Genomic DNA, 13,661 nt, shown 5'->3' with positions numbered 1-13,661 from the left:
CATGTCCGACTACGTAAGTTCTATCAAGGCTATCGCCGCACCTCGTACCCGAGTATACCAGCGTCTCTCAGATCTGAGTGGCCTGGCTAATATCCAAGACCGTCTCCCTGAAGAAGCACGTGAGAAGATCACCATCGAGCCTATCGATAGTGATAGCTGTGCCTTCGTCGTCCCTGGGGCTGCGCGTCTCGTACTCCGTATCATCGAGCGAGAGCCCGAGGGTACGATCAAGCTGGCGACCGAGCAGTCTCCCATCGACCTGACCCTCTGGATCCAGCTCCTCGAGCCTACTCCAGGGGATACACGTCTACGCCTCACCCTCCGTGCTGACCTCAATTTCTTTATGCGCAAGATGATTGGGAGCAAGCTCAATGACGGGGTAGAGAAGCTCGCGGAGATGCTCACCATGATCCCTTACAACTATTAGTTCCCTCGTAGCCCCACCGATATGAGCAAGTACCTGCTATCGCTCTGTGTGGGGCTACTCTTTTTTTCCTGTACCTCCACCACCGAGACACCGCTCCCCAAGACTTCGGTATACTATGAGGTACCACTGCAACTCTCGCAGTATCGCACGCTACTCTCCCCTGGGGGAATAGCCCTCATCCCACACTCTACCATCGCATCGATGCGTGCTGGGCTTGCAGGCCTGGCCATCGTCCATGCCATAGACCGCGAAGAGTTCTATGCCTTCGACTTGGCCTGTCCCGTCGAGCCAGCACCATGGACTCAACTCCAGCTCTCGGGGCTTGAGCTACGCTGTCCCAAGTGTGAGAGTCACTTTGACCTGCTCTCAGGGACGGGTCGCCCACTCTCAGGCCCAGCAAGAAGCCCTCTTCGTAGCTACCGCGTACAGCAGCTCTCTCGACAGGACAAACTCCTCGTCACCAACTAACTCCACACCTCGCTATGGAGCTCTCCTCTTGGCTTATCATTGCCTATACACTGACGGTATTAGGGGTCATCGGGACGGTACTCAGTGAGAACCGCAATCCACTCAAGGCCTCTGCATGGATCCTCATCGTCGGGCTCATCCCCGTCTTTGGGATCATGGTATATATCGTCTTCGGCCAAGACCAGAAGCGTCTGAATAGCATCAACCGCCGCTTCTACCGGAGGCTCATGCTCAAGCCGCAGCGACTCTCTCTCCCTAAGCATCTGCTGAAGAAGCGGCAAGCCACTGAAGAACACCAGCGACTCATTGAGCTCGTCGAGCGCAACTCCGACAGCCCCCTCCTCCAGCTCCAGTCCCTCGATATCTATGCCTGGGGAGCGGATATGTACGAAGCTCTCTTCGTAGACCTGGAGCGAGCCGAGGAATACATCCACCTGCAAGCCTATATCTTCGGAGCAGACGACGTACTCAACCGCCTGACGGACATCCTCCTTCGCAAGGCCGAAGAAGGCGTCACCATCCGCATCATCTACGACCACCTCGGCTCATACAACGTCCCTTCCTCCTACTGGAAGCGCCTGCGACGTGCGGGGATCCAGGTCTACGCCTTCATGCGTGTGGCCTTCCCACTCCTCTCTACCACGGTGAACTATCGTAACCACCGCAAGATCGTCGTCATCGACGGCTCCATCGGCTATGTCGGCGGGATGAACTTTGCCCAGCGTTACCTCACGGGCTCTGAACTTGGTCGCTGGCGTGATACACACTTCCGCATCACGGGGGTAGCCGTAGCTGGTCTCCAAAGCTCCTTCCTCATCGACTGGTACGCCGTCTCACGCAAGGTCATCAACGTAGACCGCTACTTTGATCCCGCGACTGAGCCGAACGAGTATTCTCCTTCGGTACAGTTCGTCCAGGGTGGCCCAATTAGCCACTGGCGCACCATCGAGCAAGCGATCATCTATATGATCTCGCGAGCCAACCATAGCATCTGCATCCAGACGCCCTACTTCCTCCCGACGGAGAATCTCAACAACGCTCTTATCACGGCAGCTCTTGCGGGTGTAAAGGTCGAGCTGATGCTCCCTCTCAAGACGGACTCGCGCTTGACGACCTTTGCTGCTAACTCTTACCTCACACAGCTCCTCGAGGCAGGGGTAAAGATCTACCAATACACCGACGGCTTCCTCCACTCCAAGCTCCTTCTCGTTGACGATCAGATAGCGACTATCGGCTCAGCCAACATGGACTTCCGTAGCCTGGAGCATAACTTTGAGATCTCGGGGATCATCTACGACTCGGGGACAGCTAAGCGCCTGCGTACGCTCTTCGACCAAGACAAGACCTCCTGCCATCTCCTAACCTACGAGGAGTGGGAGCAACGTGGGCGAATGGTCCGCTTTGCAGAATCTTTCATGCGCCTCTTTGCCCCCCTCCTATAGAGACCTTCATCTCCTACATCATGCTATAAGGCTGACTCCCGATTTCGGGGAGTCAGCCTTATACCATTTTATCTACCTACAGTAGTGCGTGTTAGTCGCCTCCTTTCGGAAAGGAAAATCAAAGTAGTACTGGTCAGCGAAGTGACCAGTACTGGTTGAAGCGCAAAGTAGTACTGGTTTATATATGTGACCAGTACTGGTCCATTCACCGAGCAGTACTGGTCGCAAAGCCCCCTCAATACTATCGCCTCATAGCCACAGCACGAAGTCACTTTGCAGAGCAATGTATATAGCCGATTTACCAGGAGAGAAAGCATGGTCTGTCGTAAGAAGAGATGAGTGCTTCACCCGCAAAAAACTATGTGCCGAGAAGCGAAAATCCCCCCATAAGTGCGCATTATTGACTACCTTTGTGCCCGTAATAGATGAACTTATAAGAAACAGATGCAAGACATTCGCAACATAGCGATTATCGCTCACGTCGACCATGGTAAGACGACGCTGGTAGATAAGATGCTTTTAGCCGGTAAGCTCTTCAGAGATGATAAGGCTGCCGAAGTAGATACGTACCTCGATAACAATGACCTCGAGCGTGAGCGTGGGATCACCATCCTCTCCAAGAATGTCAGCATCCGCTATAAGGACGTCAAGATCAACATCATCGACACCCCAGGCCATGCCGACTTCGGTGGCGAAGTTGAGCGCGTGCTCAACCTCGCTGACGGCTGCCTGCTTCTCGTCGATGCCTTCGAAGGCCCTATGCCTCAGACGCGCTTCGTCCTGCAGAAGGCCATTGAGATGGGGCTGAAGCCCATCGTAGTCATCAACAAGGTCGACAAGCCCAACTGCCGCCCCGAAGAGGTACAGGATATGGTCTTCGACCTGATGTTTAGCCTCAACGCCAGCGAAGAGCAGCTTGACTTCGAGACCATCTATGGCTCGGCCAAGCAGGGCTGGATGAGCAAAGACTACAAGCAGCCTACCGAAGATATCACCACTCTACTGGATACCATCCTCGAGCAAATCCCCGCTCCTACGCAGATCGAAGGCCCAGCACAGATGCTCATCACCTCGCTGGACTACTCCTCCTATGTCGGCCGTATCGCTGTAGGTCGCGTACACCGCGGTACCTTCAGAGAAGGGCAGGAAGTAGCCCTCTGCAAGCGCGATGGCTCGATCGCAAAGATGCGTATCAAGGAGGTCAATATCTTCGAAGGTCTTGGCCGCACGAAGGTCGAAAGCGTCTCCTCAGGCGATATCTGCGCGCTGGTCGGTATCGAAGGCTTTGAGATCGGTGAGACGCTCACGGATGTAGCTACGCCCGAAGCGCTTGAGACCATCGCGGTCGATGAGCCTACGATGAGCATGCTCTTCACCATCAACAACTCGCCCTTCTATGGGCGCGAAGGGAAGTTCGTCACTTCCCGCCACATCCACGACCGCCTGATGAAGGAGCTGGATAAGAACCTCGCCCTGCGCATCGAGCCTGCGGAGACCGCAGACAGCTGGATCGTCTACGGCCGTGGCGTCCTCCATCTCTCCGTACTTATCGAGACCATGCGCCGCGAAGGCTATGAGCTACAGGTAGGTCAGCCTCAGGTCATCATCCACGAGATCGACGGCGTACCCCACGAGCCCATAGAGCTGCTCACGGTGAACCTCCCCGAGGAGTCTGCGAGCAAGATCATCGATGTCGTCACGCGCCGCAAGGGTGAGATGACGATGATGGAGACGAAGGGCGATCGTACATTCCTCGAATTCCACATCCCCTCGCGCGGTATCATCGGGCTCAACAACTACGTCCTCACCGCTTCGGCTGGTGAAGCTGTCCTTGCCCACCGCTTCCTCGAGTATCAGCCATGGAAGGGCGATATCGAGCGTCGTAGCAACGGCTCGATCATTGCCCTCGAGACGGGGACGGCCTACGCCTATGCCCTCAACAACCTCCAGAGCCGTGGTCGCTTCTTCATCGCTCCACAGGAAGAAGTCTACGCCGGGCAGGTCGTCGGTGAGCACACGAAGGAAGGTGACCTCGCCGTCAATGTCTGCAAGAGCAAGAAGCTGACGAATATGCGTGCTTCGGGTAGCGACGACAAGGTATCGCTGGCTCCTCCCGTAGTCTTCAGCCTTGAGGACGCGCTGGAGTATATCCGCCCTGACGAATATGTCGAGGTGACGCCCGTCTCGATGCGTATGCGTAAGATCATCCTTGATGAGACCGAGCGCAAGCGACAGAATAGACAGTAATACTACACACGGAGTGATCATGACCTCCTAAGACAAGACGACTGGTATACCCCCTCCCCTGCGAGAGGATGTATGCCAGTCGTATTGCTTTATCGCTTATCTTAGTAGGGTCTTTCACTATAAGCTAACTAACTACACTAACCCTTATCTCTTTTCAGCGAATGAAAGCTCTACGCCTCAGTTTGCTCCCTCGCATCATCATAGCGATCGCCCTCGGTATCGGCCTCGGGCTCATCGTGCCTGATGGGGTGACGCGACTCTTCCTGACCTTCAATGCGATCTTCTCGCAGTTCCTCGACTTCGCCATCCCGCTTATCATCGTCGCTCTCGTAGCCGAAGCGATCGGGAGCATCGGCCATAGCGCGGGGAAGATGCTCCTGCTGACCGTAGCGATCGCTTATGGCTCTACGGTCTTCTCGGGCTATCTGGCTTACTTCACGGGGAATGCCATCTTCCCGCAGCTCATCGATGCGGGGCAGGTAGACCAGCTACAAGCGGGTCCCGAAGCTCTTACGCCCTACTTCACCATCGCAATGCCTCCCGTAATGGGCGTCATGACGGCGCTTATCTTGGCCTTCGTCCTTGGCCTTGGCGTGGCACATCTGGAGTCTACGGCGCTCAAGAACGTGATCATCGATGTCAAGGATATCGTCTCGGGCGTCATCGAAAAGGTCATCATCCCGCTCCTCCCACTCTATATCCTCGGGATATTCATGGAGATGGCCAGCAGTGGCAAGGTCGTCGGCGTACTCATGGTCTTCATCAAGATCATCGGAGTGATCTTCGTGCTCCACATCTTCCTACTGCTCCTACAGTTCACTATCACAGGGCTGGTGCAGGGGAAGAACCCTATCCGTCTGCTCATCAATATGCTTCCCGCTTACTTCACGGCACTGGGTACGGCTTCGTCGGCAGCGACGATCCCCGTGACGCTTGCCCAAGCGAAGAAGAATGGCGTCAGCGACGGGGTGGCTTCCTTCACCATACCTCTCTGCGCTACGATCCACCTCGCGGGCAGTACGCTGAAGATCGTCTCCTGCGCTCTTGCCCTTATCCTGATGCGCGGCGGGACGTATGACTTAGGTATGTTCACACACTTCATCCTCCTGCTTGGGGTGACGATGGTAGCAGCTCCTGGCGTGCCTGGCGGCGCTATCATGGCGGCGCTGGCCATCCTCCAGTCCATCTTAGGCTTCACGGTCGAGGAGCAGGCGCTGATGATCTCACTTTATATCACAATGGATAGCTTCGGCACCGCATGTAATGTTACCGGCGATGGCGCCATAGCCCTCGTCGTCGATAAGCTCTTAGGGCATAAGACCAGACCAGCTCAGGAAGGAGGTGAAGTACGTGACAGAGGATAAGGCTACATGCACCGAAGGAGTCCTCAAGGCACTCCGCACCTACCGCACCGAGCAAGGCCTCAGCGCGCCCTTCCCTACTCTCTCCGCTGCGCTCTTCGACATGGATGGCGTGCTCTTCGACTCGATGCCCGCGCACTGCCGTTCGTGGGTGCAAGCCGCTCACGAGGTAGGCCTGCAGATGAGCCAAGAGGATGTCTATTGGTTCGAAGGCCAGACGGGTGGCTACACGATCAAGCTACTCTACCAGCGTACTCTCGGCCGCGACGCCTCCCCCGAGGAGACGAAGTGGCTGTATGAGCGCAAGACACAGCTCTTCAACGAGTACAATTCGGGTAAGACACTCCCTGGTGTCGAGCTAGTACTCGCCCAGCTCTCCGACGTGGAGCGCCTTGTCGTCACAGGCTCTTCGCAAGCCTCGCTCTTAGGGCGGCTGGATGAAGCCTTCCCCAAGGTCTTCTCCGAAGAGCTTATGGTCACGGGCAAGGACGTGCGCCGTGGTAAGCCCGACCCCGAACCCTACCTCATGGGCTTGGAGAAGGCTGGAGTAAGCGCTGCCGAAGCCTTCGTCGTGGAGAACGCCCCCATGGGGGTGCGGGCGGCCGTCGCTGCTGGCATCTTCACCATCGCGGTGAATACCGGCTTGCTCCCTGACAGCGCTCTTACAGACGAAGGCGCTCACCTTGTCTTCGACTCGATGCAAGAGCTCTCCGAAGCGCTGCCCATCCTACGCGCTCACTGGACGCTCCCCGTATAGCCTCGCTGGGAGGTAAGAGGAGGAAGGATCATCCCTCACTCTTCCCCCCTCGCTAAGGCGCCCAAGCCCCCGCCCTTTTCCTCCGAAGACAAGGCGAAAAAGCGCTGTGCGCACAGCGATAAATTTCCGTATATGCAGAAATATTTTTTCGCATATGCGGAAATTTATTTTTGTATATACGAAAATTCTCCTGCGTATATACGGAAGTTTCCAGCCATATATACGGAGATCTCATCCCCTTGATTATCAAAAGAAAAGAGGGTGCAAAGGAAGTATCCTTCCCTTGCACCCTCTTGTGCTAAATGAGCCGAAGCCGAAGCGCCTACTTGAGGCTGGGCTTGGCGTATTGTAGGTTCGGCAAAGCCTTGCCGCCGTCGGGCGTGGTGATCGCCGCGGCGAACATCCACTTATTCAGCCTAATCTCGGAGAGCGTGAAGCGCCCAATCGGTAGCTTAATCAGAATTTGATTCCAGCCCTTCTGCAGCTGGATCTGTAGGGGCAGGCGCGAAGCCGCGTTCTCGTTGGCAAGGGGAAGATCAATGTTGCGCTGCCCGACAGCATTCTGCCAGCGGGGAGGCGCGATAGCTTCTCCATTGACCCACAGACGGCTGCCCTTATAGTCCCACGTGCCTTGCTGGGGAGCTACGTCCGCCTCCGAACGGCTATAATTCTGCGTCTCGAAGATCAGGCCTGCCGTCGTGGCGGCATCGCTGTGCACCCAAGCCGTAGCGTAGACGGTGCTATTCTCCGATGCATTGGGGACGAGGCCGTAGCAAATATCCCCCCACACGTGACGGAGATAGACTCCCGAGCCACCGCTGGTACGCTGGTAGGGATAGGCTTCTCCACCCACCTCGGTAGGCGGTGCATACTGGTGCGCCTTCATCTGCTTGAGGTACTGCTCTTCGGGTAGGTACGAGGCAGCCAGGTCACCACCGTTGGGATAGACGGGGCTGATATACCACTGGGCATGGCTCTGCGCCACGTAGGGGAAGGGCTCGCTAGCGAAGACGCGATCCTTATGCCACAGGAGTCTGCGCTCGAAGTCTACGAACGCCTCTCGCGTCTCGGGGCTCGCTTCGGGAGAAAGCGCTGCGGTCGGAGCATTGAAGTAGCCCGCACCGCCCCCAAGCCAAGCGCGCTCAGCCAGAGCAAGCATATTGGGGTAGACGGCACTCTCCAGCATGATAGTGCGGGGAGACTCCACATAGCGGTCATTCCATACAGCGAGTATCGCCCCCATCACGTTCGTATTGCTCGCCGTGACGCCGAGGATCTTGCTGCTATAGAGCATTTGGATATCGGCGAAGAGATCGTAGTGATTGAGGTAATGGTAGCGACTATCGATAGCAGGCGTACCGTACACGATACGTCCCTTTGAGCTCCATAGGTGGAGGAGGTCGACTTCCTTACTCTTGAAGGACCAGCCGGGATTCCACGCGATAGCCTTCTTTCCAAGCGAACGAACGTGCTCGACCATCTCGGGGACGAAGAGCTTATCCGTGAAGTCCGTCTCATCCGTACCCAAGTGAATGTAAGGCACATCAAGACTCTCGGCCAGCTCCGTAAGGATGTCCTTGAGGGCGCGCTTACCTTCGGGCGTCTGCATATCAAAGCCCATGGCTCGCGAGAAAGCGGAGCTGTGCCCCGGCATATCGATCTCGGGGATGAGTGTGATACGTAGCTCCTTGCACAGGCGTGCCAGATCCTGTAGCTCCGAGAGGGTGTAGAACTTCCCTGGCATACGTGTCGTGTGGCGTGCCTCCGTCAGCTGAGGATAGCGCTTGCTCTGCAGTCGCCACGCTTGATGCTCGGTGAGGTGCAGGTGCAGCGTATTGACCTTGTATTGCGCCAAGAGACGTACCTGCTTCTTCAGCTCTTCCATAGGGATAAAGGCGCGGCCGAGATCGTGCATAAGGCCTCGCATGCGGAAGGAAGGCCAGTCGATGATATCGCACGCCTCCAGCTCGCCCTTCTTCTCTGCCGAAATGAGGAGCTGCTCTAAGGTCTGTAAGCCACGATACAAGCCGATACGCTCGAGTGCATCCACGTAGATACCATCCGATCCGATGCGAAGGCGATAGGCTTCCTCCTTATTGAAATAAACCTTGGGAAGCGAGGGCACGATCGAGGTGCGCACCACGATGGGGCTACGCGAATCGATGGTACAGCCGTTCCGCTGAAGTATTTCCTTCAGCTCGTCCTGTTGATACAGCCCCTCGGGCTTAAGACGGCTCGTATTGCACTTCCCTGCGTGCATCTCCAGGTGCTGGGGGCGAGGAAGGAGCTTGTCTACCGACGCCTCGGCACTTGCACTGAGGAGTAGGCAGCCACTTAATAATAGTATGTAATGCTTGCTTGTCATAGGCGGATTAATTCTATGCAGATAGAGATATCATCATCTCATATTAAAAGGCAATAGAAAAGGGGATGTGTCGATTGGCACATCCCCTTTTCTTTCTTTGAGCCTCTTGTCGGATTCGAACCAACGACCCCGAGATTACAAATCACGTGCTCTGGCCAACTGAGCTAAAGAGGCAGGTGGGTAAGCGATCTATATCGCACCGCTACAACCTAATACCCTTGCTGCGATCAAGCCCTGGGGGAGTCAAAGGGAGCTGGTCGTATAGGACTTACCCAGTGCAAAAGTAGTATAAATATCCGAAAATGCAAGAGGGCGCCTCTGGGAATGCCCCCAGAGACGCCCATCATAGCATGTAATTAGGTGTCGACGACGGCTATCTATTCCTCGGTAGCATCGTCAGCTTCGATCTCTACATCGTCCCAATCGAACTCCAGGTCGCCATCTTCGTCATCCCATTCTTCATCGAAGTCTTCGTCTTCTTCATCGAAGCTGGGGAGATCGTCATCATCATCGAAGGTGAGGCTTGTGACGTCGATAGACTGCTGGATGATGGACTCGGTGCGGTGCTTCGTCTCACGATTAAGCTCCTGCCATAGGAGGTCCTTCAGCTCGGTGAGTCCTTGGTGAGCAGCCGCAGAGATGAAGCAGATAGGAAGCTCTGCGGGTAGCTCCTTGTGTAGCTCATCAACGATCCAGCCTTGGATCTCTTCATCGATCAAGTCGCACTTGGTGATGCAGAGTACCTTGCGCTTCTCCGTGAGCTCAGCATTGTACTTGACCAGCTCGCTGAGGAGGAGACGATACTCGGCGGCGATATTCTCCGTATCGGCTGGGATCATGAAGAGAAGCAGAGCGTTGCGCTCAATGTGACGAAGGAAGCGCAAGCCTAAGCCACGCCCTTCTGCAGCACCCTCGATGATACCAGGGATATCCGCCATGACGAAGGAGCGGTCATCACGATAGCGCACCATACCGAGGTTAGGCTCCAGCGTCGTGAAGGGATAGTTCGCGATCTTCGGCTTAGCAGCGGTGATGACGGAGAGGAGCGTGGACTTCCCTGCATTAGGAAGGCCAACGAGGCCGACATCGGCGAGCATCTTGAGCTGGAGGATGACGGTGCGCTCCTGAGCAGGCTCACCAGGCTGGGCATAGCGTGGAGCTTGGTTGGTCGGTGTCTTGAAGAAGGTGTTCCCCTTACCGCCACGACCGCCCTTGACGAGAAGCTCCTGCTGCCCGTGGCGGTTGAGGTCCATGATGAATTCCCCTGTGAGGGCATCGTAGACGGCGGTACCTACGGGTACCTCGATGATCTGGTCCTCACCATCACAGCCCGTGGAGCGGTTTCTACCACCACCGCCCCCGCTTGTTGCGATGACGTGGCGCTGATAGCGTAGGTGGAGGAGGGTCCAATAGTTCTCATTGGCGCGGATATAGATGTCACCACCACGACCGCCATCCCCACCGTCAGGGCCGCCCTTGGGGATGTACTTCTCTCTACGGAAGTGCGTAGAGCCTCGGCCGCCCTTACCTGAGCGACAGTAGATCTTGACGTAGTCTACAAAGTTTGATTCTGCCATAGTGGCTCTCATCTTCTAGGATTAATGTGGTACAAAAATAAGGAAAGGCACGTGTCTGAAGTCTGGTCAGCCGATTCACCCGTGGGTGAGAAGCGCCACGCTCCAGGCACTATGCCTTGTCCTCCAACCAATGAGGCTGGGCTACATGCTGGTGGTCTTGTCCTTAGTTCAAGGCGTTGACGACCTTAGCGATGCGTGCCGTGATATCAGCGATAGCGCCGCTACCTTCGATGGCGTGGTGCACTCCCTTCTTAGCGTAGTGCTCAGCGATAGGAGCCGTCTGAGCATGATAGACACCGAGACGCTTCTGGATGGTCTCGAGGTTGTCATCGCTACGGCCGCTCTCTTCACCGCGCTTCAGCAGGCGCTGGATGAGTTCGTCTTCGGCGACCTGAAGATCCAGGACAGCATGTACAGCAGTCCCGTGCTTGGCGTAGAGCGCATCCAGCGCTTCGGCCTGAGCTACAGTGCGGGGGAACCCGTCGAGGATAAGCCCCTTCTTGGGCTGGCGCTCCTGGAGTACCTTCTCGATCATGCCGATGATCAGGCTGTCGGGGACAAGCTGACCGGCGTCGATATAGCTCTTGGCAGACTTCCCCAGCTCACTACCCTGCTTGATCTCTGCGCGCAGGAGGTCGCCGGTGGAAATGTGATCGAACCCGAACTGTTCGATAAGGACTTCACTCTGTGTTCCCTTGCCAGAGCCTGGTGCTCCGAAGATCACTAAATTAAGCATCGTTGTCTCTAAAGTATGATTAGTCTTTTAGTTGATAAATATCTCTGAACATGCGGCCGTAGTCATCGTAGTCGAGCCCATGACCGAGGATGAACTTATTCTCGATCTCCATCGCTACGTAGTCCGTGTGGACGTCACACTTCAAGGCCTCGGGCTTGGAGAGCATCGCAGCGATGTGGACTTCCTTAGCGCCCAGGCTATAGAAGTGCTTCTGTAGATTGTACATAGTGAAGACCGTGTCGATGAGGTCCTCGACGATGACGACGACACGCCCCTCGAGGGACTGCGTCACAGGCATCACTTCCTTGAGCTCAAAGGTACTCTTGGTCCCCTGGTAGCTGCTATAGCGAGCAAAGGCAACCTCGAAGTCTTCGTCGATAGCGTACATAAGCTCGGAGGCAAACATAAATGAGCCATTCATGATGCAGACAAAGAGCGGGTCACGATCTTTAAAGTCAGCTTTCAGGCGTTCCCCGAGCTTCTTGACTGCCTGGCCTATGGTCTTGGCATCAATATAGGGCACGAAGGTAAGCCCCTTGAGTACTATTTCTCTCATTGACGGATGTTACTTAACTCTACGGTTTGCTTATTAAGAAGCCACAAAGTTAGCATTATTATATCAGACGTAGCGCACGCACACCGATGCAGGGGTCCTCATATAGGCAAAGCGAGCCAAGCGATTATGCATCGACTTAGCCCGCTCTACCTGATATAATATATAGTATCTCCATCCTTATAAGTCGGCAGGGAGTTACAACTACCACGTCGACAGGTGCCGCTCAATAAGACGCTCTACATAGAAGAAAGCCTTGACATCCTGAAGTGCTATGATGCGATCTTCATCCCCGCGATTAAGGGAATGCAAAGAGATCGTCTCCTGCTTCCGATCATGCTTAGTAAGCCGTCTAAGTAGGACCCCCTCCTCTGTGACTACCACCACATTCGGATAGCGACCAATCAGACCGTGCGTCCAATCTTCGCGGAGGACCTCACGACAAAGCAGGATATCACCGATACAGAGCGAGTGGCGTGTACCATCCATCATGCTATCGTCACGTACACAGAATAGCTGATAGCGATGCGAGGTCTCCCGATCAAGGGATACGGGCATTGATGCATAAGCTGCATATACATCCTCCAAATCCTGCGTATCGTCCCTCTCATAGAGAATACCTCTCCCAATGCCAGCCTCCAGCGTAGTAGGGATAACTGGAAGATGTAGAAGAGTGCGTGATCCCAAGGCACTCGGCTCCTCTTCACAGGCTTCTCTCAACTCCCTCTCAGAAACACTTGACTCAGGATTACTTAATAGAGTCCCCTCACCACGGAGTAGATATGCCTCATTAAATAGCCCACCAAAAGCTTGATTGAAGGTGGCGACAAAGCGATTTGTCACATAGCCCTCTGTCCCATGAAGAGCATGGGAAACAGCCGATTTATTATACCCCGTCTTTACAGCGACATCCGTTTGAGTGCGTACAATCCCCATACTCCGCAGAAACTCATACGCCTCACGCAATGGAGATATCGAGCCGGTTTCAACCAACATATCTCCCTCCCCCGAGAGAAGCCACGGCATACTAACTTCTGGGATTGCTTCCTTAATTCTCCGTATAACGTTAATCCCCGGATTACGCCTAATCCAGTTAGACACGACAAATTCCGTAACACCTACTTTATCAGCGAAACGCTTATTTCGACCGTGTTCATCACCAACAATATAATCCATGAGAGTGGAGATTCTTCGCCCTATATCATCCATACCATTAAAGTTCTTTGAGGTGGAAACTCCGCCTTGAAGCAATGTCCCCTCACCACGAAGTAGATAATCCTCATTGAAGGGATACCCAGAAGCATGGTTGATTCGAGTAATCATAGATTTCGTTGTATATCTATCATCACCACTCAATAACCTTGATACATTAGCCTCAGTAGCACCAATGAGCTTCGCAAGATCTTTTTGTTTATGCACAAGAGCCTTACTTCGCAGGTAGTTAAAAAGTTCTTGGAAGCGTTCGGCAACAGCAGGATTGCAGCCTATCTTAGATTTCATAATAAGGAGGGAGAGAATGAAAATCAGCGGGCTATCTGCCCTACGAAAGAGCTTCGAACCCGCTGTATTTTACTAACTTATACCGTGTGGTCCCACTTGGGCTTGAACCAAGGACTCCCTGATTATGAGTCAGGTGCTCTAACCGACTGAGCTATAGGACCAGTGAGAGAAAACTCTCATCTTACTCGGCTGAGTACTATGTACTTTTGCCCTGCAAAGGTAGAGATA

11 protein-coding genes and 2 tRNA genes are annotated in these 13,661 nt (G+C 54.6%); 6 read left to right on the top strand and 7 right to left on the bottom strand.

Features of this window, described 5'->3' with window-relative positions; translation table 11 throughout:
* Position 1 precedes the first annotated feature (1 nt).
* The 6 genes from HMPREF1121_RS01240 to HMPREF1121_RS01215 all read left to right on the top strand — a co-directional run bounded on the left by HMPREF1121_RS01240 (position 2) and on the right by HMPREF1121_RS01215 (position 6,702).
* Entirely contained in the window at positions 2-427 is a 426-nt protein-coding gene (locus tag HMPREF1121_RS01240) for an SRPBCC family protein (RefSeq protein ID WP_044114312.1), read from the top strand.
* A 21-nt stretch (positions 428-448) separates the two neighbouring features.
* Positions 449-895: a Rieske (2Fe-2S) protein gene (locus HMPREF1121_RS08595; RefSeq protein WP_052353543.1), complete on the top strand. Its 447-nt coding sequence runs from the start codon at positions 449-451 to the stop codon at positions 893-895.
* A gap of 14 nt (positions 896-909) precedes the next feature.
* The gene (cls, locus tag HMPREF1121_RS01230; protein ID WP_044114311.1) at positions 910-2,337 is read left to right on the top strand and encodes a cardiolipin synthase; all 1,428 of its coding nucleotides are present in this window, start codon (positions 910-912) and stop codon (positions 2,335-2,337) included.
* Positions 2,338-2,781: 444 nt separating this feature from the next.
* Positions 2,782-4,584, top strand: coding sequence for a translational GTPase TypA (typA, locus tag HMPREF1121_RS01225; RefSeq protein WP_044114310.1), 1,803 nt, complete (start codon positions 2,782-2,784; stop codon positions 4,582-4,584).
* Positions 4,585-4,745: 161 nt separating this feature from the next.
* Positions 4,746-5,948 carry a dicarboxylate/amino acid:cation symporter gene (locus HMPREF1121_RS01220; RefSeq protein ID WP_044114309.1) on the top strand — a complete coding sequence of 401 codons (1,203 nt, stop codon included), beginning with the start codon at positions 4,746-4,748 and terminating at the stop codon, positions 5,946-5,948.
* Positions 5,935-6,702 (top strand): HAD family hydrolase, encoded by a 768-nt coding sequence (locus HMPREF1121_RS01215; RefSeq protein WP_044114705.1) that lies wholly within the window; start codon positions 5,935-5,937, stop codon positions 6,700-6,702. Before HMPREF1121_RS01220 ends, HMPREF1121_RS01215 begins: the two co-directional genes overlap by 14 nt.
* A gap of 322 nt (positions 6,703-7,024) precedes the next feature.
* Here the strand turns inward: HMPREF1121_RS01215 and HMPREF1121_RS01210 are convergent, their stop codons facing one another.
* The 7 genes from HMPREF1121_RS01210 to HMPREF1121_RS01180 form a co-directional block, all read right to left on the bottom strand.
* Positions 7,025-9,067, bottom strand: coding sequence for a family 20 glycosylhydrolase (locus HMPREF1121_RS01210; RefSeq protein WP_044114308.1), 2,043 nt, complete (start codon positions 9,065-9,067; stop codon positions 7,025-7,027).
* A gap of 100 nt (positions 9,068-9,167) precedes the next feature.
* Positions 9,168-9,241, bottom strand: a tRNA-Thr gene (locus HMPREF1121_RS01205).
* Positions 9,242-9,444: 203 nt separating this feature from the next.
* Positions 9,445-10,644, bottom strand: coding sequence for a GTPase ObgE (gene obgE / locus HMPREF1121_RS01200; RefSeq protein WP_044114307.1), 1,200 nt, complete (start codon positions 10,642-10,644; stop codon positions 9,445-9,447).
* A gap of 163 nt (positions 10,645-10,807) precedes the next feature.
* Positions 10,808-11,380 (bottom strand): adenylate kinase, encoded by a 573-nt coding sequence (locus HMPREF1121_RS01195; RefSeq protein ID WP_044114306.1) that lies wholly within the window; start codon positions 11,378-11,380, stop codon positions 10,808-10,810.
* 19 nt (positions 11,381-11,399) lie between these two features.
* Complete coding sequence (locus tag HMPREF1121_RS01190) at positions 11,400-11,936, bottom strand: phosphoribosyltransferase (protein ID WP_044114305.1); 537 nt, start codon at positions 11,934-11,936, stop codon at positions 11,400-11,402.
* A 201-nt stretch (positions 11,937-12,137) separates the two neighbouring features.
* On the bottom strand, positions 12,138-13,433 hold the full coding sequence (locus HMPREF1121_RS08590; RefSeq protein ID WP_052353542.1) for a S24 family peptidase: 1,296 nt from the start codon (positions 13,431-13,433) through the stop codon (positions 12,138-12,140).
* 87 nt (positions 13,434-13,520) lie between these two features.
* Positions 13,521-13,594: transfer RNA gene (locus HMPREF1121_RS01180), tRNA-Ile, on the bottom strand.
* Positions 13,595-13,661 lie beyond the last annotated feature (67 nt).

It is taken from the genome of Porphyromonas sp. KLE 1280, assembly GCF_000700805.1.
Lineage (GTDB): Bacteria > Bacteroidota > Bacteroidia > Bacteroidales > Porphyromonadaceae > Porphyromonas > Porphyromonas pasteri.
Note: the sequence above shows the minus strand (reverse complement) of the source record. Positions and strands in the feature narration are given on the sequence as shown.